This is a genomic window from Hamadaea sp. NPDC050747 (genome assembly GCF_040654195.1).
Classification (GTDB): domain Bacteria; phylum Actinomycetota; class Actinomycetes; order Mycobacteriales; family Micromonosporaceae; genus Hamadaea.
In genome coordinates this window covers 160311-179060 of the sequence record NZ_JBFAHM010000009.1, presented here as the reverse complement: position 1 = coordinate 179060, position 18750 = coordinate 160311, and the positions used below count along the sequence as shown (strand labels likewise).

The window sequence follows — 18750 nt, the reverse complement described above, 5'->3', positions numbered from 1 at the left end:
CACGCGTCTCCAAGGAGGAACGCAGTGCACAGACCTAACATCCCACGTCCCATGTCCGGGCTGGTCGCGGTCTTGATCGCGGCCGCGGCCTGCCTCACGGCCGCCGCCCCCGCGCAAGCCGCCACCGCGGTCCACACCGAGAAGCTTCTCTTCGACGGCGGTGGCAGCGAGGTGCTCAACGGCATCACCTACCACTCGTTCCGGATCCCGTCGCTGATCCGGACCACGCAGAACACGCTGCTCGCGTTCGCGGAGGGCCGGGCCGCCGCCAACGTCGACTACGGCAACATCAACCTCGTCTACAAGCGGTCGACCGACAACGGAGTCACCTGGTCGTCGCTGCGTGAGGTGGTCGGCGCGGGACTGGGCACCTGGGGCAATCCCACCGCCGTGGTCGACCGCACGACCGGCGCGATCTTCCTGTTCCTGAGCTGGAATCCGGAGGACGTCAGCGAGAACGGCGGCGGCGGCACGACCAAGATGAACGCCTGGGAGCACCGCAAGGTCTTCCTCTCGAAGAGCACCGACGACGGGCTGACCTGGACGACGCCACAAGACCTCACCGAGTCGCTGAAGCCGAAGACGCTCAACGGCGCGACCTGGGTGTGGGACGCGATGGGGCCGGGAGTCGGTGTGCAGCTGACCGTCGGCGCGCACGCCGGCCGCCTGGTCATCCCGGCCCTGCACCGCAACATCTACAGCGACGACCACGGCGCGACCTGGAAGTACGCGCTGATCACCGACCCGGCCGACGGCAGCGTCCAGGACGGCACCAACGAGGGCACCATCCTCGAACTGTCCGACGGCCGGCTCTACCGCAACGACCGGGCCTCCGACGGACTCTGGAACATCGCCAAGCGCCGCTGGGTCACCCGGGGCACCATCGAGGGCGGCTTCGGGGCGTACGCCGCCGACTCGACCCTGCTCGACCCGCGCTGCGAAGGGTCGATCATCCGGTACAACACCGACGACCCGACCCGGATCGTCTTCCTGAACCCGCCCAGCACCGTCACGCGTACGGACATGGAGTTCCGCATCAGCTACGACGAGGGCCTGACCTGGCCGATCTGGCGCAAGACCAGCGACGCCCCGTTGCCCGCCTGGTCGGGACTCGGCACCGCCAACGTGCAGGAGGGCGGCTACAGCAGCATGGCCAAGACCGCCGACTACTACGTGGGCGCGCTGATCGAGGTCAACGAGAACGCCGACGCCAACAGCACGTCGCACCGCTCGATCGTGTTCCGCAAGGTCAACCTGCCGTGGATCCTGAACGGCCAGACCGAGCCGTGATGGGTGATCATCGCGTCAGCCATGTCGTTTCGGCGGACAATTCGCCGCCCGAAGCAGCATGGCTGGCGCGATGATCACACAAGGAGGGCGGCGCTGCCCGGCCCAGCGGGTGCTTGTCGGAGGCGGGTAATAGAGTTTTCCTGGCAGCGGCGCGGTGGGGGTTGCGTTTGGGGGGTTGGCAGGATGCTGGTGACGCACGGGGTGTGGCGTGCCGCCGGTGGGCTGGCACTCTGGGCGGAGGACTCGGCCCTGCCCGCGTCCGGCAAGAGCCGCACGATCCACCCTTACGCCGTCGCCCCTGACGTCCCCGGCAAGCCCGGCGAAGCCACGTTCCTGCTGCCCAGCGCCGGTGGGCGGCCATTGGAATCCCCGGAGTTGTTCCGGGAGGACGCCCCGGCTCATCGCACCCCGAAGCTGGCGCCATGGCGGGTGCCGGTCGTCGACCTCGACGTCGACGAGGCGCTGTTGTTCCTGCTGACTCCACCGGACGAGGCCGGCGGGACCGAGTTCGGCGGAACGCTCCGGCACCTCGCCGAAGTCGCCCGGTACGCCGTCGACCTCGTAGCCCGTGGCCGAGTCGTCCCCACCGTCGGCGGCGACGACGAGGTCCCCCTCGCGTTGTGGCGGCCAGTGCTCACCGGCGAGGATCGCCAGTGGGCGCAAGCCTTGCTGCACGCGATGCCGCCCGTTGGGCGTACGTCGGAGACCGGGGAACTCCGCCCGGCCGAGGAGGTCTTCGCGCAGGCGCTGGACGCGTTGGCCGACGCAGCCGCGCGAGCCGCGCTGCCGGCCGACGACGCGGACACCTGGCCGGGCGCGCTCACCGGGACCCGCCGCGAGTTCACCGCGACCCCGGAGCAACTCGCCCGCCTCCGGCACGACCTCGACCAATGGACGCGAGACGCGGCCGCCGGTTCGGTCCGCGCCTTCTTCCGCCTGGTCGAACCGCTCGACCCCGAGGCCGACGACCCGTGGCGCGTCGAGCTGTCGCTCCAAGCCGCCGACGAGCCGAGCCTCGTCGTCCCCGCCGAGGACATCTGGGAGTCCGAGCGCGGTCACACCGCCCTGGCGCGCTACCTCGATGCTCCACAAGAGACCTTCCTCGCCGAACTCGGCCGGGCCGCGCGTCTCTGGCCGCACCTCGACCGGGCGCTCGCCGCCGCCCGCCCCGCCGACCTCCCGCTCGACACCACCGAGGCGCACACGTTCCTCCGGGACTCGGCTCCGCTGCTGGCCGGGGCCGGGTTCGGCGTACTGCTGCCCAAGTGGTGGGGCAAGACGGCGGCCAAGATCGGCGCGCGGCTCACCGCGAAGTCGCCGACCGCGCCCGCGACCGTCGCCAACAGCACCACGCTCGGCCTCGACGCGATGATCGACTACGAGTGGCAACTCGCCCTCGGCGACCACACCCTCACCGAGGCCGAACTCAAGCGCCTCGCCAAGGTCAAGGCGCCGCTGGTGCGCGTACGGGGGCAATGGGTCGAGCTCGACCCCAAGCGGCTCGCCGCCGGCCTCGCGCTCATGGCGACCAAGGGCCAGATGAGCGTGCTCGACCTGCTCACGGGCGCTCCGGCGGCGGCTGCCGGGTTGCCGGTGGTCGAGGTTCAGGCCTCCGGTTGGGTACGCGGACTGCTGGACGGCGAGAAGATCAGCCAACTTGAGCAGCCGTCGCGATTCGTCGGCGCACTGCGGCCATACCAGATGCGCGGGATGTCGTGGATCGCGTTCTTGGAGCGATTCGGTCTCGGCGCTGTGCTCGCGGACGACATGGGACTTGGGAAGACGGCCTCCATGCTGGCGGTGATGCTGAACGACCCGTCCGGCTCCGGGCCTACGTTGCTGGTGTGTCCGATGTCGCTGGTCGGGAACTGGCAACGAGAAGCCGCCAAATTCGCCCCTGCTCTGCGCGTACACGTGCATCACGGAGCTGAGCGGGCGCAGGGCGAGAGTTTCGTGCGGGCGGTGCGGGACGCGGACCTGGTGGTGACGACCTATGCCCTCGCGGCGCGTGACGCGGCGGCGCTGAGCGAGATCCAGTGGCATCGCGTCGTGGTCGACGAGGCGCAGGCGATCAAGAATGCGGCGACGCGGCAGGCGGTGGCGATCCGATCGCTGCCCGCCCGGCACAAGATCGCGGTGACCGGTACGCCGGTGGAGAACCGCCTCGCCGATCTCTGGGCGATCATGGAGTTCGCGAATCCGGGGCTGCTCGGGCCGGCCTCGGAGTTCAAGCGCGCCTATGCCGAGCCGATTCAGCGGCAGGGCGATCAGCAGGCGGCCGAGCGGTTGCGGCGGTTGACCCAGCCGTTCGTGCTGCGGCGGTTGAAGACCGACAAGTCGATCATCTCGGATCTGCCGGAGAAGCTGGAGATGGAGGTGGTCTGCAATCTGACGGCGGAGCAGGCCACCCTCTATCAGGCCATTGTGGACGACGCGCTGGCGGCGATCGAGGGCGCCGAGGGGATCGAGCGCAAGGGTCTCGTGCTGGCCACGATGACCAAGCTCAAGCAGGTGTGCAACCATCCAGCGCAGTTGTTGCGCGATGGTTCGCGGCTGGCCGGGCGGTCGGGGAAGCTCGCCCGGCTGGAGGAGATCCTCGAGGAGGTCCTGGAGGCGGGGGAGAAGGCGCTCCTGTTCTCCCAGTACGCCGAGTTCGGCGGGGCGTTGCAGGCCTACCTCACCGGGCGGTTCGGGCGCGAGGTGCTGTTCCTCCACGGCGGTGTGGCCAAGGCCGGCCGCGACGAGATGGTGAGCCGCTTTCAAACCGACGACGGCCCGCCGATCTTCGTGCTGTCGTTGAAGGCCGGCGGCACCGGTCTGACCCTGACGGCGGCCAACCACGTCATCCACGTGGACCGCTGGTGGAACCCGGCGGTCGAGGACCAGGCGACCGACCGCGCGTTCCGCATCGGCCAGAAGCGAAACGTGCAGGTACGCAAGTTCGTCTGCGCCGGCACGGTGGAGGAGCGCATCTCGGCGATGCTGGCCGACAAGCGGGAGCTGGCCGACCGGATCGTCGGGACCGGCGAGGGCTGGATCACCGAGTTGAGCACCGACGACCTGCGTGACCTGTTCACCCTCGACCGATCGGCGGTGGTCGAGTGACCTCGCCGCAGTGGCGTGAGTTCGGCCGCCCGCGCAAGGTGGAGGGCGGCATCAAGGCGCGGTCGACGAAGGGGTCGATCGGCGACACCTGGTGGTCGAAGGCGTTCATCGGCGCGCTGGAGTCCTTCGCCGACAAGGGCCGGCTGGCCCGGGGCCGGTCGTACGCCCGCGCCGGGCAGGTGCTCTCGCTCGACGTCCAGCCCGGTCTGGTCAGCGCGGCCGTCCAGGGTTCGCGCGCGACCCCCTACAAGGTGCGGCTCGGGTTCCCGCCGCTGGGTGAGGCGACGTGGGCGGGGCTGGAGCGGCAGCTCGCCTCGCAGGCCCTGTTCGCGGCGCATCTGCTGGCCGGTCAGGTGCCGCACGAACTCGTCGACCTGTTCGCCGCGGAGGGCGTGCCGCTGTTCCCGACCCGGGCCACCGACGTGTCGCTGGACTGTTCCTGCCCGGACTGGGGCTGGCCGTGCAAGCACATCGCGGCCGCGTGTTACCTGCTCGCCGAGCGGTTCGACGAGGACCCGTTCACGCTGCTGCTCTGGCGGGGGCGTACGCGGTCCGATCTGCTCGACGCGTTGCAGGTGCAGCGGGGTTCCGGCGTCGTCACGCCGGTGGTGGGCACGGCGGCCGCGCTCGGCCCGGCCTCGTCATCGGCGGACGTGCCGCTGTCACGGTGGTGGTCGCCGCCGACCCCGCTTCCGTCGGCGCCACCCGTCGGGCTGCCGGACGTCCCGTTGTCGCGCCAGCTCGGCACGCCGCCCGCCGCCGTCGGCCGGATCAGCTGGCCCACTGCGTGATCCGCGCTGCGTCGATCTTCACGTCGGGCGGCCGGCCCGCGCTTGCCTGATCAGGGTCATTTCCTGGTCGTCATGGCAGCACGGAATTGACCATGATCAAGCTCGCCGGTGCGGTCGTCAGGCTTGGGTGAGTGCGCCGAGCAGCCAGGACAGCTGAAGCTCCTGTGCGGTGACCAGTGCCGCCGCCCGCAGATGCTGCCGCTCGTCTCCCTCGGGCAGTGCGTCGGCGAGTGCGACCATCGCGGCGGCGGTCTGCGGCCGGTAACCGAGGGTCGCCCGCAGGTAGAGCGAGTGCCGGAGGTGGTCGAGGGCGCGTTCCGGTTCGTGCACCGACATGTGGCGCACCACATAGGACCGCAGCAGCGGGTCGTCGTCCTTCATCGCCCGCTCGAAATGCGCTTTCGCGGCCGTCGGGTCCTCCAGGATGTTGTCGGAGAAGACGCCCAGGTGGAACTCGCCCCAGCCGGCCAGCTGCGGGTCCGCGGCGGCGGCCTCGTAGCCCACGCGCACCACGGCCTGGTCGTCCGGACGGATCTCGTGCTGGAACAACAAGCGGCTGTACGCATGACGGGCGGCCAGGTATCGGCCGGCGGTCGACGCCGGGTCGAGGGCGTCCACCGCGGACTGTGCCGCGTCGTGATCCTCGCCTTGCCAGAAGAACCGGTCGATGAGCAGCTCGGCCTGGATCTCGGGGGCGGCCGCCCGCTCGGCGGCGAGGTCGAGCGCCTGCTCGAAGTGGCCCAGCCGCCAGAGCGCGGCGATGTAGGGGTCGTTTGCTAGCATGACGCCTACGATAGGGATCAGTGATGTAGGTGGTCAAGTGGAATACGTCGACTACTTGGGCAACGTCACCCGGTTCGCGGTGGGCCTGGTCAACACGCCTGCCTCGGTTCCCGGAGACGCGGAGATGCTCACCGAGCACGAGGTCGCCGCGCCGGACGCCGCCGAGCTGGCGCCGGTGCTGAAACTCATCCGCGAGGCGCTCGGCCAGATCGTGGACGGCATACCGGCGGACGCGGTGGACGCGTTGCTGCGGCGATACCCCCCGCGCATGCATCTGTCCGATCACGACGGTGCGGACCATCCGCACATTCACTTCGCGCGTAACGGAGAGGAGCCGGTCCGGTGGATCGGGCAGACCGTCGGCGCGGCCCTCGCCCACGTCGCGACCGGCGATCCCGGCCTGACCCTCGGGCGCTGCGCCGCCGACGGATGCGGGAACTTCTTCGTCGACCAGTCCAAGAACCGCACCCGCCGGTTCTGCTCCAACACCTGTGCCAGCCGCACGACGGTCGCGGCCTATCGCGCCCGGAACAGGGTGTAGTAGTTTCGCTGACGTGAACGACGTTCAGCTGGACGGAACACGGATCATTCCGGTCGTGGCGCTGCCCGACGCCGGGCTCGCGCTCGACCTCGGGCAGGCGCTGTCAGCCGGCGGCATCCGGACCATCGAGGTCACTCTGCGTACGCCGGCTGCGATCGCGGCGATCGCGAGGCTGGCCGAGCACAGCGACCTGCTCGTCGGGGCCGGCACCGTGCTCACGGCCGAACAGGTCGAGCTGGCCGTCGAGGCAGGCGCCAAGTACATCCTCAGCCCCGGGTTCTCCGCGACCGTGGTGCGGCGATGCCAGGAGGTGGGCGTACCGGTGATCCCGGGGATCGCCACCGCGACGGAACTGCAGGCCGCCCTGGAAGCGGGGATCACGACCGTCAAGTTCTTCCCGGCCGAGCAGCTCGGCGGCCCGGCCGGCATCCGGGCGCTGTCCGGGCCGTTCGCCCAGGTCCGATTCGTGCCCACGGGCGGCGTCTCGCTCGCCAATCTCGCGGGCTACCTCGCCGAACCAGCCGTCCTCGCGGTCGGCGCATCCTGGCTCGCCGCCCCGGATCTCCTGGCGAGCAGGGACTTCGCCGAGATCACCCGGCGCTCCGCCGCCGCCGTCGAGCTGGCCGCGCGATGACCGCCTTCGACCTGGTCGCGCTCGGCGAGGTGATGCTGAGGCTCGACCCCGGTGAGGGACGCGTACGCACGGCGCGCAGCTTCTCGGTCTGGGAAGGCGGCGGGGAGTACAACGTGGCGCGGGCGCTGCGCCGGTGCTTCGGACTGCGTACGGCGATCGTCACGGCGCTGGCCGACAACGAAGTGGGCCGCCTGGTCGAAGACCTCATGCTGGCCGGCGGCGTGGACACCTCCTTCGTCCGCTGGCTGCCCTACGACGGCATCGGCCGCGACGTACGCAACGGGCTCAACTTCGTCGAGCGCGGCTTCGGCGTACGCGCGCCGCTGGGCGTTTCCGATCGGGGCAACACCGCCATCGCCCAGCTCCGCCCCTCCGATGTGGACTGGGATGGGCTGTTCGGCGGCGGCGTACGCTGGCTGCACACCGGCGGCATCCTCGCCGGGCTGTCCGACACGACGCCTGACCTCATCGAGGCGGCGATGGACGCAGCACACCGGCACGGCGCGACCGTCTCCTACGACCTGAACTACCGGGCGAGCCTCTGGCAGGGCCGGGGCGGCCGCGTACGCGCCCAGGAGGTCAACCGTCGGCTGTTGGCCGGGGTCGACGTGCTGTTCGGCGTGCCGACCGAGGCACCGGTCTCGGCGGCGACCTTCGCCGGGCACGTGGACGATCTGGTCAAGGAGTTCCCGGGACTGCGAGTCGTGGCCACGACGCTGCGCCGGGTCCACTCCACCAACGTCCACGACTGGGGTGCGATTGCCTGGCGCGACGGCGAATTCGCCGAATCCCGGCTGCGGGAGGGGCTGGCAGTACTCGACCGGATCGGGGGCGGCGACGGCTTCGCCTCCGGCCTGATCTACGGCCTGCTGACCGGACTCGACCTGAGCCTCGCCGTGGAGTACGGCGTAGCCCACGGGGCGCTCGCCATGACGACCCCGGGCGACACCTCGATGGCGACGCTCGCCGAGGTGGCCGCGCTGGCCACGACCGCGGTCGCCGACGTCAGCCGCTGACTAGCTGTGGTGATCGTTGCGTCAGCCATGCTGCATCAACGGACATTTCGGCGCGCGAAACAGCATGGCTGGCGTAATGATCACGTGGTTGGCGCGACGGCGGTGACGATCACGTAGCCCTTCGGGTCGCGTACCGGGCCGCCGTCGGCGAACAAGGCCGCCGCCTTCTCCGTGAGAGTCGCGATGACGTCGTCGCGCCGCGGTTCGTCGTCGGCCACACCCCAGCCGACGAGACAGGAGACGGCGTACTCGACGATGGGCTCGGGTGTGGGGAAGACCAGTTCGTTGTCGTGGCGGTGCGTTTCGGCGTACCCGAAGATCTGCTGGACCAGCGTGGGCAGATTGCCGTCGTGGACGCTGGCCATGCGCGGACCCCGGCCGACCTCGCCGCCGGGCCGCGGCCGGGCGAAGCCGTGCGTGGCGACGGCGGTCGCGAGCAGCTCCATCAGCGTCGGAAGCGTTGTGTCGACGTTGACCACCGCCGCGAGTCGCCCGCCCGGCCGCAGCACCCGGCGGGCCTCGCGGAGCGCGGCCAGCGGATCCGGTACGTGGTACAGCATGTGGCGCAGCGTGACGACGTCGACCGTCGCGTCGTCGAACGGCAGGCGCTGGGCGTCGCCTTCGATCGCCGTGACGCCGGGGGCGGCAGCGAGCGCGGACACGGCGGCGGGCGACGCGTCGAGCCCGATGAGCTGGCCGAGGTGTCCCTCCTCGGCCAGCGTCCGCAGGAAGGCGCCGGTGCCGCAGCCGACGTCGAGGACGTCGTCGGCGGGGGTGAGCCCGATCGCCGCCCGGACCGTCGCGTCCACGTCGTCCGGCCGGGCGCTGTACCGCTGATGCGTGCGAACCCGCACGGTGAGCGGGTCCAGGCTGGCGTATTGCCGGCGGGCGAGCGCGGCGAGATCGGTCATGGGGCGCTCCTGGTGTCGGTCGGGCTATTCCGGATCGGCCGGCATGGCGGCGATCCAGAACCGGTCGAAGGCGTCGGTCACGAGGTCGAACAGGCCGCCCTCGGTCTCCCGCCGCAGGTGCAGCAGCGGGCAGAGGAAGTTTTGCACGCCGAAGAGGTGGTGGTTGAGCAGCAGATCGTCGTCGAACCGGAAGATCGACGAGTACGCCGTGAGGTTGTGCGTCCGCAGTTGCGCCCCCGGAATCGCCGTCAACGGCTCGAAGTAGGAGATCGCCGCCCGGGCCCGGGCGGCGAGTGCTCCGATGAGCTGTTGTTCGGTGGCGCGACGGCGTAACGCGGGGCTGGTCGGGTGCGCCATCGCGAGCCGTATCGGCACGCCGTCCTCGGCCTTGCGGGCCAGCAGGTCGTCGACGCTCGGATTGTCCTCCACCAGGAACAGCCCGGTGACGCAGAGGATGTCGATGCTGGACTTCGCCCCGCGCATCAATTCGTGCCAGAGCTGCCGGGGTGCTTCGGCGCGATGCGCGTAAAGCCGGACGAAGTCGCGCGGTTGGTTGTCAGGGCCGGTGTCGGGCCCGGTGATGGCCGGCCACAGCCAGTCGACCGGTACGCCCAGCCGCCGGGAGACCCGGTCGGCCGTCTTCCGGCGGGGTGTCCGTCCTTCGTAGACCCACCGCTGTGCCGTCTTGCCGTTGACTCCGACGGCGCCGCCTAGCTCCGTGATCGCCAGCCCACTGGCGCGGATGGCCTCGCGCAGCCGTTCGTTTCGCATGGGTCCTCCCCGCGATCCGTTCAATTCCACCACGCGGTTATATCAACGAGCAATCGGGCACGGCAACAAAAACTCCATCGTGGTCGAAAACGCATGGATCCGAACCGGCACAACGCATCTTTTGACCCCCCTTAGCTGGTTCGATGCCTTGTTGATCTTCCGGTAATGGTGGGACATCGGCGCGTATGCAATGCGGTAGTCGACGCTATTCGAGCGCGCCTTTCCGCATTCCACTCGTGGGTGCTTCGGAGACATTGCGGCAAGATCATCGCGTTATCCGGGATAATGCGGTTAAAGGAGGCGGCCGGCTTTCGATGATCTCCGCTGGATCAGGGTTCTCGGTCGAATCTTGGGGTGTGATTCGACCGAGAACCCTGATCCAGCGCCGAGCGGTGCGGAGCGGCGCCGAGGGGCGAGCGCGCAGGGGCGAGCGGCGAGCGCCGAGCCGCGGCGAGGGGCGAGCGGCGGGGGCAGAGAGTCTGTGAGCGGGCTGGGCGCGTCCACCGATTCGGTCAGGCGACCATCCGCCGTCCGGCCAGTAAGATCCGCGTCCCGCCCCGAAGGCATCCTCGGGGTGTCGCGAGGCGTCCTTCCTTGAGTACCCTCACCGCGGGAGGAACGATCCGACATGCGCCGCCGCACTATTTTCGCCACCGCCGCGACTGCCGCGGCGGGTTCTCTGCTTGCCGCGTGCAAGGACGACCCGAAGGACGTCGCCTGGAGCGGTCCGAACGCGTCCCCGAGCACGTCCGCCGCTGCCGACGACGATCCGAACGCGCCGACGCTGACGATCGCGCCCGCGCCCGGAGCGAGCGTCGCCCCGAACGAGCCGGTGGTCGTGACCGCGGTCAACGCCACCCTGCAGACGGTGACGGTGCTGACCGGCGGCAAGGCCGTCCCGGGTGAGCTGGACGCCGAGAAGACGACGTGGCGGAGCACCTCGGCGTTGCAGTTCGGCAAGACCTACCAGGTCACCGCGACCGGGGTCGACGCGACCGGCAAGGCGCTGGAGCAGACGGCGACGTTCACGACGTTGAAGCCGTCCGGCACGGCCAGCATCACCTTCCAGGCCAACGCGATGACCGGCATGAAGAACGGCGGCACCTACGGCGTCGGCCAGGTCGTCATCGTGAAGTTCAGCAAGTCCCCGTCGGACAAGAAGGCGGCGCTGGCGGCCATCAAGGTGACCAGCGAGCCGCAGGTCGAGGGCCGCTGGTACTGGGTGGACAACCGCACCGCGCACTACCGGCCGGAGAAGTTCTGGGCCAAGGGCACCAAGGTCTCCGTCGTCGCCAAGCTGCACGGCGTACACCTGGGCAAGAAGGTCTACGGCGCGGAGAACGAGTCGATCTCCTTCAATATCGGGCCGGCCCGGATCGCCGTCGCCGACAACGCCACGCACTACATGCGGGTCACCGTCGACGGCGTACTGGTGAAGAACATCCCGATCAGCATGGGCAAGAACGGCTACGTGACCACGGCCGACGGCGGCCGGGTGCTCTTCCCGACGCGTTCGGGCACGCACGTGGTGATGTCGCGGGAGCTGGAGCACCGGATGACGTCGGCGAGCTACGGCGTCACCGATCCCAACAACCCGAACTACTACGACGACCTGATCAAGCTCTGCTGCCGCATCTCCTACAGCGGCGAGTTCGTGCACGCCGCGCCGTGGAGCGTCTGGGCGCAGGGCAAGCAGAACGTCTCGCATGGCTGCATCAACATCTCCAGCGGCAACGCTCAGTGGTTCTACGACAACTTCCGGCTCGGCGACCCGGTCATCGTCAAGGGCACCGGCCGTCCGCAGCTGATCGGCGACAGCGCCGGCGCCGTCTGGGACGTCGCCTGGTCGAAGATGCTGCCGGAGGCGTAACCCTCGGTCCGCTACCGTCGTCGCATGACGAGCGACGACAGCGCGCGGCGCGCGGAACTGCTGGCCAAGCTGGTCGACTACTCGCGTGCCCACGGCTTGGCCGACATGTCGCTGCGCCCGCTGGCCGCCGCGGTCGGCTCGAGCCCGCGGGTCCTGCTCTACTTCTTCACCAGCAAAGATCAGCTGGTACGCGAAGTGGTGGCGCACAGTCGCCGGGAGCAGGTCGAGCTGGTTCAGGCGGAGCTGACCGATTCCGCGACGGACGACGCCGAGGGGGAGCCGGCGGGCAGGTCGGCGGTGGACCGGCTCTGGCAGTGGCTGACCGATCCGGACAACGCGCATGTCGAGCGGCTGTTCTTCGAGAGCTACGCGCTCTCCTTGCGGGCCGAGCCGGGGGCGTGGGACGGCTACGGTGCGGCCAGTGTGGCGGAGTGGCTGCCGCAGCTGCGCCCGGTCGCCGAACGGCTGATGCCCGGCGCCGATCCCGACGTCGCGGCGACTCTGCTGCTTGCGACGGTACGCGGGCTGCTGCTGGATCGGCTGGCGACGGGCGACTCCCGGCGTACCGACCGGGCGATGGCGATGTTTCTGCGCGGCCTGGACGGGACGGCGTTGACAGCCGACTGAAACGAGTGTTTCACTCGAACCATGAGTGAGGTGATCCGCGTCCTGGACCAGCCCGGCGACCTGGGCTGGGTCGTGCAGCGGCACGGCGAGGTCTATGCCGCCGAGTTCGGCTGGGACACCAGCTTCGAGGCGCTGGTGGCCCGCATCGTGGCCGACTACGCCGAGAAACACGACCCCGAGCGAGAGCGCGCGTGGATCGCCGAGGTCGACGGACGGCGAGCGGGCTGCGTGTTCTGCGTACGCAAGGACGAGCAGACGGCGCAGTTGCGCATCCTGCTGGTCGACCCGATCGCGCGGGGTCGCGGCGTCGGGCAGCGACTGGTCCGTGCCTGTGTGGACTTCGCCCGCGGCGTCGGGTACGCCCGGATGATGTTGTGGACCAACGATCCGCTGGTCTCCGCGCGCAAGATCTACCTGGCTGAGGGCTTCCAGCTGGTCGAGGCGGAGGAGCACGACTCGTTCGGGCAGCACCTCGTCGGCCAGGTCTACACCCTGGAACTGTGATCGGCACGCGTCCGGGCTGGACCGGGACTGTTTTCATCGGCATCGATCCGGCAGGATGACCCCATGATCCTGGCGGTGACCCTGAACCCGGCGCTCGACATCACCTACCGAGTCGAGGCGCTGCGGCCGCACACCTCGCACCGCGTACGCGAGGTGGCCGAGCGCCCCGGCGGCAAGGGTCTCAACGTCGCCCGCGTCCTCGCCCAGCTGGGTCAGTCTGTGCTGGCCACCGGCCTGCTCGGCGGGGCGACCGGCGCCCGGATCACCGAACTGCTCGACGGGGTGGAGCACTCGTTCTGGCCGGTCTCCGGGGAGACCCGGCGGACGGTGGCGATCGTCGACGGGCAGGACGCGACCGGCTTCTGGGAGCCCGGCCCCGAGGTGCGCCCGGCCGAATGGGAGCAGTTCCGTAGGCATTTCGCGACGTTGCTGCCCGGCGTCAAGGTCGTCACGCTGTCCGGTTCACTGCCGAAGGGCGTGCCGGCGGACGCGTACGCGCAACTCATCGCGCTCGCCCGGGAAGCGGGTGTGCTCAGCGTCCTCGACGCCGAAGGCGAGGCGCTGACGCTCGGCATCGCGGCCGGACCGGACGTCGTCAAGCCGAACCGGGACGAACTCGGTGACAACACTCCGCGGGAGCTGCTCGCCCAGGGTGCCAAGGCGGTCGTCGCCTCCCGTGGCGAGGAGGGCATGGAGGCGGTCACCGCGCACGGCACGTGGCGGGCGTACCCGCCCGAGCGGGTCTTCGGCAACCCGACCGGAGCCGGCGACTCCTGTGTGGCCGCGCTCGCCCGTGGCCTCGCCGCCGGGATCGGCTGGCACGAGCTGGTCTCCGACGCGGTCGCCGTCTCCGCCGCGGCGGTGGCGTCGCCGGTCGCCGGGCACATCGACGAGCCGTCCTACGAACGCTTCCGCGAATCCGTCCGCGTCGAGGAGCTGGCCCATCGGGAGGCGGTCCGGATCATCTGCCTCGACGACGACGGCCGCATCCTGTTGCAGCACTGGCGGGATCCGGCCACCGGCGACCACCTGTGGGAGCCGCCCGGCGGCGGCGTCGAGGAGGGCGAGGAGCCGTACGCCGCCGCCCAGCGGGAACTCGTCGAGGAGACCGGCCTGGACCCGGGGCTGATCCGCCCGGACAACGTCGCGGTGCACCGCGACTGTCAGTGGAAGGGGCGCCGCTGGGTCGGCGTCGAGCCGTTCTATCTCGCCCGCTTCCCGGGGTCTCAGCCGCCGGTGAAGCCGGCCAAACTCACGCCGGGCGAGCAGGTTTCGCTGGTCGAGCAGGCCTGGGTGCACTGGTCGCAGCTGGGTTCGCTCGCCGGCCGGCTGGAGCCGCCGCAACTGCTCTACGTGGTACGCCGCCTCGCCCCGAACGAGCTGCGTCCACCCTCCTGACCGAAGTGCGTGCCTATGGGGCGCGATGTGGGGCCCGCGCGGCCTGAAGGCACGCACTTTCCCGGGATAACGTTGTTCAGAAGCGGCGTGAGACCGCGATATCCCGGATAACGCGCCGCCGACGCCGGCAAGGCACGCTAGGCCAGCGGCATCGCCGTCGGCAGTGGACGGTCGCCGGCCAGCCGGCGCTTGATCTCCGAGCAGAGCGCGGCCGCCTCGGGATGGCCGACGGTGCGCGCCTGCGCCGCCCAGTGCAGCGCCGGCCGGTAGGCCCCGACCGCGGCCAGCTCAGCGGCCAGGTCGAAGGTGGTCGCCGGGTCCTGCGCCAGAATGCGCCGCCAATAGTCGGCCTGCTGCTCGACGCCGTACTCGTCGAGCGTCATGATCATCATCCAGATCGCCGCCGAACTCGTCCCCGAAGCCGCCTGCCAGAACAGGGCGCCCACCCCGAGAGTCTGGGCGAAGCACCGTTGGAGGCGCAGAGACATGCCGGTCCTCTTCTCGGGGGAGGGAGATTGTGGACCGGCCGCCAAGGCCGGTGAGGGCACCGGACGGCCGGCACGAGAAGCATGCCACCGCCAACGTGCAAATTGCAGAGCTGTGCGATCACCATCAACGGAGTGAGTGATCTTACGAACGGGATCGCGTAACGTCAGCTCGTCCGATGAGTATGCAGTGCCTTGTAGAGCCGCAGCCGCGCCGGAAGTTCCGTGCGGCCGGCGATGCCGAGCTTGGCGTACACCTTGAACAAATGATTGTCCGGAGTGCGGTGCGAGACCACGAGCTGATCGGCGATCGCGCGGCTGGACATGCCGGTGGCGGCCATGTCCGCGATCTCCAGCTCGCGCTCGGTGAGCGCGGTCATGCCCAGGTTGAGCGCGGGCGTCTGGACGCCTTCACACAGGCCCAGCAGGTCCGCGAGGCGGAAGGCGACCGCGTCGCCCGGCTTGATCTGGTACGCCTGCGCGGCCGCCTCGGCGGCGTAGAGCATGAGCCGCAGCCGGCCGTATTCCTCCACGACCGACTTGAGCTCGGTGACGTCGCCGGTGAGCAGGGCGTGGGTGTGGCGCGCGGCGGCCTGGGCCAGCGGTCCCTCCACCTTGGACGCCAGCTCGGCCATCCGGTCGCCGACCTCCTGATCGGCGAGCCCGGCCCGGGTGAGCGTGTGCAGTGCCAGGACTTCCAGTGCGGAGAACCCGTTGCGGCGCAGATCCCCGATGAGATCGTCGGCGGCGGCCCGCGCCGCCTCCATCCGGCCGGCGCTCGCGTCGACCTGTACGCGCGCCAGCCCCACCCACGGCAGGTGGTTCTGCCGCGCCCGGGTCAGCGTCCGCTCGGCCTCGGCGAGATAGTCCTCGGCGGCCCCGTCGCCGTTGACCGCGGCGCATTGGGCCAGTTCCGCGTAGACGGCGGGCAGGAAGATCCGGCCACCAGTGTGCAGGTGCGCGAGCGCACCCTGGGCGAGCCGTTGCGCCTGGCGGGTGTTGCCGAGCATGCGCAACGCCTGGGCTCGGTTGAGGACCTGCTGGCCTTCCAGCACCGGGAAGAACTGGACCGCGGTCGAGCCCGGCTGGTCCAGTGCGCCCTGGATGTGGGTGACGTCCCCGGCGAGCAGGGAGGCCTGGCCCAGCGTGTACTGGATCGAGTTGGTCAGGTAGGGCATCTCCGGGATCAGGGGGAGGCTGCTGCGTTCCATCGGCACGATCGTGCGCAGCGCCGTCACCGGCTCACCGCGCCAGGCGCGCATCGCGAGCTGAAGGGTCACCGCGAACTGCTTGGCCGCCGCCGATGAGTACGGGTCGGCGTTGAGGTCGGCGAGCAGCTTGTCGAGATCCTGGTAGAACCCGTAGAACATCCGCTCCGGCGCGATGTGCGCCCGGATCCACGCGCGCGTGGTCGGGTCGGTGACGCGCTCGATGGCCGCGTCGAGGACCGCCAGCGGATCGGAGTCGTCGATCGCCGTCATCTGCTGCACGCTGCGGGCGACCGCGATCCGGGCCACCTCCCAGTCGCTGGTGTGCTCGCGGGCCGCCTCGTCGAGCAGCTCCAGAGCCTTCTGCGGATCGCCGTTGAGCCCCACCGCGGTCGCGAACAACTCCTGCGCCGAGAAGCCCGCCCCGGCGTTGCTGGCCGCCTCGGCCAGCCGGGCGGCGAGCCGCGTATCCAGATCGGCGAAGGCGAGCCCGGCGGCGCGCAGCAGTTGCATCGGGTCGGTCGCGGTGCGGCTGTCGAGCCGCAGGACGGCCACGCGCAGGAGATCCTGACGCCGCCGCGCGCCGGTGGACTCGATCAGCTCGGCCAGCTGCGCCCGCCGCTTGTGCGCCCGGGTGACGCTGATGCTGTGCCGCAGCACCTCACCGTAGATCGGATGGGTGAGGCGCACGTTCTGCCGCTTGCCGTCCTCCAGGATCCGGATCAGCAGCGAGTCCTCGGCCTGCGCGACCGGTCCCTCGCCGCACTCGCGCTGGATCAGGTTCAGGCCGATCGGCTCGCCGAGCGCCACCAGCTCCAGCACCTTGCGTACGGGCTCCTCGAGGCGGCCGATGCGCTCGTCGACGAGCTGGTTCAGCGCGGGGTCGGTGGGCAGCTTGCCGCTCCACGTCCAGCTGCCGTGCTCCAGCGACAGCTCGGCGGTGCCCTCCAAGCTGGTCAGCACCTCTCGCAGCAACAGCGCATTGCCCTCGGTGATCTGCCAGAGCCGGGTCGCGCTCGCCTGCTGGACCGGCCCCTGCAACACCTTGCCCAGCAGTTCGGTCGTCTGCTGCTCGTCGAGCGCCTTGACCTCCACCCGTTCGACGAGGTCGTCCTTCCACAGGGTGCTGATCGCCTCGGGCACCGGCGTCTCGGACCGGTGCGTGGCGATCAACGTCGCCGCTCCGCTGCGGCACGCGTACAGGACGACCGTCGCGCCGAGCGGATCGAGCAGGTGGATGTCGTCGACCACGAGGATCGTCGGGTGGTCGCCGCCCTGCGCGCGGATGGCGTCGAGCGCCCAGCGCAGCAGCAGAGTGGGGTTGGCGCCCATCGGCGGGGTCGGTGGCAGGATCTCCGCGAACGCGCCCAGCGGCAGGTTCGCGGTGGCGGCCGTCGCGGCTGCCGCCAGGTAGGGGAAGCGGGTGCGGTCCAGCTTGTTCAGCACCTCACGCAGGAGCCGGCTCTTGCCGACTCCGGCCGCTCCACTCAGGACCACGCCGCGCGGGGTCGGTGCGGTCACCGATTTCAGCACGGAGTCGCGCTCAGCGTGCCGACCGACAAATTGCCACGGTTCGCCCACCGGTGCAGAGTACCGACATTAGAGATCCATCGGGTCGTCCGTTCGTATGGACATTCCGGTCAGTTCAAGTGCGGTAACACGGCGTGTCGACCTTGACCCATAATCTCGAATATGCCGGTACGCCGCCAGACCGTCGTCGCACTCCTCCTCGTCCTGTGCGGCATCGGGATCCTTGCGCTGCCCGCCCGGCTCGAAGGACCCGAGGTGATCCACTTCGGCCCCGGTCACGGGCCGTCCCTCGTGGATCTCGCCGGGGTCGCGCTGGTGACACCCGGCGGCCTCTGGCTCCTGTGGATCATCTACCGCGGGCTGTCCTCGGCCCGCCTGCCCAGCGGGGCGCTCTTCGGCCTCGGCGCGGGCTTCGGTTTGGGTCTCGGCCTGACCGTCGCCTCCGTGTTCGCCGACTTCGCGTGGTGGTGGACGATCGGCCTGACGATCGTCACCTTGATCGAGATCTTCCTGATCGCCGGCGTCTGGAGGCGCGCGTGAGCACACAGTTCGGTGAGGTCGCCGGCCTCTACGACGAAGTACGCCCGGAACTCCCGGCCGAACTCGCCGACCAGATCCTCTCCTACGCCGTGGCGCGCGGCGAGCCCGTCACGAGCGCGGTCGAGGTGGGCGCCGGAACCGGCAAGGCCACCGCGCTGTTCGCCGGGCGTGGCTTCCCCGTCACCTGTGTCGAACCCGACCCACGCATGGCGGCGGTGCTCCGCGAACGCGTCCCCGGCGTCTCGATCGACGTCGCGAAGTTCGAGGACTGGCCGCCCCCGCCCGGCGGCGTGTCCCTGCTCTACGCCGCCCTCGCCTGGCACTGGGTCACCCCGATCGTCCGCGCCCAACGCGCCGAACGCGCCCTGGCTCCCGGTGGCACGCTCGCGCTCATCAGCGCGCGTTCCTCGTACGCCGACCCCGAGGTCAAAGCCGCGATGGAGCCCCTGTTCGGTCCGGACGAGCCCCGCCCGCCCATCGCCGACTGGGGCGTCGCCGAACTGCGCGATCACACTGCCCTGACCGACATCGAGGTACGCCTCCTCGACCGCGTTCTGCCCTATGAGCCCGAGCAGTTCGTCGCGTTGCACCAGACGACCTCGTGGTATCGCATGCTGCCCGCGGAGGAGCAGACGGCCAAACTCGCCGCGATGCGCGACGTCACGACGGCGTACGCCGACCGGCTCGACATGACGATCGGCAACACGCTGATCCTCGCCCGTCGCCGGCCGCGTTAAGCTGCCGCA

The 18750-nt window shown here is 70.2% G+C and carries 17 protein-coding genes and 1 pseudogene; 13 read left to right on the top strand and 5 right to left on the bottom strand.

Features of this window, described 5'->3' with window-relative positions:
- The first annotated feature begins 51 nt into the window (after window positions 1–51).
- The 3 genes from AB0H43_RS22740 to AB0H43_RS22730 all read left to right on the top strand — a co-directional run bounded on the left by AB0H43_RS22740 (window position 52) and on the right by AB0H43_RS22730 (window position 5186).
- On the top strand, window positions 52–1290 hold the full coding sequence (locus AB0H43_RS22740) for a sialidase family protein (protein WP_360002042.1): 1239 nt from the start codon (window positions 52–54) through the stop codon (window positions 1288–1290).
- A 183-nt stretch (window positions 1291–1473) separates the two neighbouring features.
- Entirely contained in the window at window positions 1474–4395 is a 2922-nt protein-coding gene (locus AB0H43_RS22735; RefSeq protein WP_360002040.1) for a DEAD/DEAH box helicase, read from the top strand.
- Complete coding sequence (locus AB0H43_RS22730; protein ID WP_360002038.1) at window positions 4392–5186, top strand: SWIM zinc finger family protein; 795 nt, start codon at window positions 4392–4394, stop codon at window positions 5184–5186. Before AB0H43_RS22735 ends, AB0H43_RS22730 begins: the two co-directional genes overlap by 4 nt.
- Before the next feature lie 117 nt (window positions 5187–5303).
- Here AB0H43_RS22730 and AB0H43_RS22725 read toward each other — a convergent pair whose 3' ends face one another.
- Window positions 5304–5969, bottom strand: a complete 666-nt coding sequence (locus AB0H43_RS22725; protein WP_360002036.1) for a hypothetical protein — start codon at window positions 5967–5969, stop codon at window positions 5304–5306.
- Between the two features lie 37 nt (window positions 5970–6006).
- Between AB0H43_RS22725 and AB0H43_RS22720 the strand changes: the two genes are divergently transcribed.
- Genes AB0H43_RS22720 through AB0H43_RS22710 form a run of 3 tightly spaced genes read left to right on the top strand, consistent with a single transcriptional unit; the run spans window position 6007 to window position 8160 of the window.
- Window positions 6007–6510 (top strand): CGNR zinc finger domain-containing protein, encoded by a 504-nt coding sequence (locus AB0H43_RS22720; RefSeq protein ID WP_360002034.1) that lies wholly within the window; start codon window positions 6007–6009, stop codon window positions 6508–6510.
- 13 nt (window positions 6511–6523) lie between these two features.
- Window positions 6524–7144, top strand: a complete 621-nt coding sequence (gene eda, locus AB0H43_RS22715) for a bifunctional 4-hydroxy-2-oxoglutarate aldolase/2-dehydro-3-deoxy-phosphogluconate aldolase (RefSeq protein ID WP_360002032.1) — start codon at window positions 6524–6526, stop codon at window positions 7142–7144.
- Complete coding sequence (locus AB0H43_RS22710; protein ID WP_360002030.1) at window positions 7141–8160, top strand: sugar kinase; 1020 nt, start codon at window positions 7141–7143, stop codon at window positions 8158–8160. The genes eda and AB0H43_RS22710 overlap by 4 nt, the downstream gene beginning before the upstream one ends.
- Window positions 8161–8240: 80 nt before the next feature.
- Here AB0H43_RS22710 and AB0H43_RS22705 read toward each other — a convergent pair whose 3' ends face one another.
- Together AB0H43_RS22705 and AB0H43_RS22700 are read right to left on the bottom strand one after the other, a co-directional pair.
- A complete protein-coding gene (locus AB0H43_RS22705) occupies window positions 8241–9071 on the bottom strand; it encodes a methyltransferase domain-containing protein (RefSeq protein ID WP_360002029.1) in 831 nt (276 codons plus the stop codon).
- Between the two features lie 24 nt (window positions 9072–9095).
- A complete protein-coding gene (locus AB0H43_RS22700; protein WP_360002027.1) occupies window positions 9096–9842 on the bottom strand; it encodes a helix-turn-helix transcriptional regulator in 747 nt (248 codons plus the stop codon).
- A 628-nt stretch (window positions 9843–10470) separates the two neighbouring features.
- On the opposite strand from AB0H43_RS22700, the gene AB0H43_RS22695 reads away from it, so the two are divergent.
- From AB0H43_RS22695 to AB0H43_RS22675, 5 genes and pseudogenes are all read left to right on the top strand, one after another.
- Complete coding sequence (locus AB0H43_RS22695) at window positions 10471–11712, top strand: Ig-like domain-containing protein (protein ID WP_360002025.1); 1242 nt, start codon at window positions 10471–10473, stop codon at window positions 11710–11712.
- Window positions 11713–11736: 24 nt separating this feature from the next.
- Window positions 11737–12339 (top strand): TetR/AcrR family transcriptional regulator, encoded by a 603-nt coding sequence (locus tag AB0H43_RS22690; RefSeq protein ID WP_360002023.1) that lies wholly within the window; start codon window positions 11737–11739, stop codon window positions 12337–12339.
- Between the two features lie 21 nt (window positions 12340–12360).
- On the top strand, window positions 12361–12843 hold the full coding sequence (locus AB0H43_RS22685) for a GNAT family N-acetyltransferase (protein ID WP_360002021.1): 483 nt from the start codon (window positions 12361–12363) through the stop codon (window positions 12841–12843).
- A gap of 63 nt (window positions 12844–12906) precedes the next feature.
- Window positions 12907–13764: pseudogene (locus AB0H43_RS22680) on the top strand (1-phosphofructokinase family hexose kinase); the annotation flags it as partial.
- Between the two features lie 15 nt (window positions 13765–13779).
- Window positions 13780–14241, top strand: a complete 462-nt coding sequence (locus tag AB0H43_RS22675; protein WP_360002400.1) for an NUDIX domain-containing protein — start codon at window positions 13780–13782, stop codon at window positions 14239–14241.
- 137 nt (window positions 14242–14378) lie between these two features.
- On the opposite strand, the gene AB0H43_RS22670 is transcribed toward AB0H43_RS22675, so the two are convergent.
- Window positions 14379–14729: a hypothetical protein gene (locus tag AB0H43_RS22670; protein ID WP_360002019.1), complete on the bottom strand. Its 351-nt coding sequence runs from the start codon at window positions 14727–14729 to the stop codon at window positions 14379–14381.
- Window positions 14730–14893: 164 nt separating this feature from the next.
- The gene (locus tag AB0H43_RS22665; protein ID WP_360002017.1) at window positions 14894–17515 is read right to left on the bottom strand and encodes an AAA family ATPase; all 2622 of its coding nucleotides are present in this window, start codon (window positions 17513–17515) and stop codon (window positions 14894–14896) included.
- 111 nt (window positions 17516–17626) lie between these two features.
- Between AB0H43_RS22665 and AB0H43_RS22660 the strand changes: the two genes are divergently transcribed.
- Both AB0H43_RS22660 and AB0H43_RS22655 read left to right on the top strand, forming a co-directional pair.
- Window positions 17627–18004: a hypothetical protein gene (locus AB0H43_RS22660; RefSeq protein WP_360002015.1), complete on the top strand. Its 378-nt coding sequence runs from the start codon at window positions 17627–17629 to the stop codon at window positions 18002–18004.
- Window positions 18001–18741, top strand: a complete 741-nt coding sequence (locus AB0H43_RS22655) for a class I SAM-dependent methyltransferase (protein ID WP_360002013.1) — start codon at window positions 18001–18003, stop codon at window positions 18739–18741. The genes AB0H43_RS22660 and AB0H43_RS22655 overlap by 4 nt, the downstream gene beginning before the upstream one ends.
- The last annotated feature ends 9 nt before the right edge of the window (window positions 18742–18750 follow it).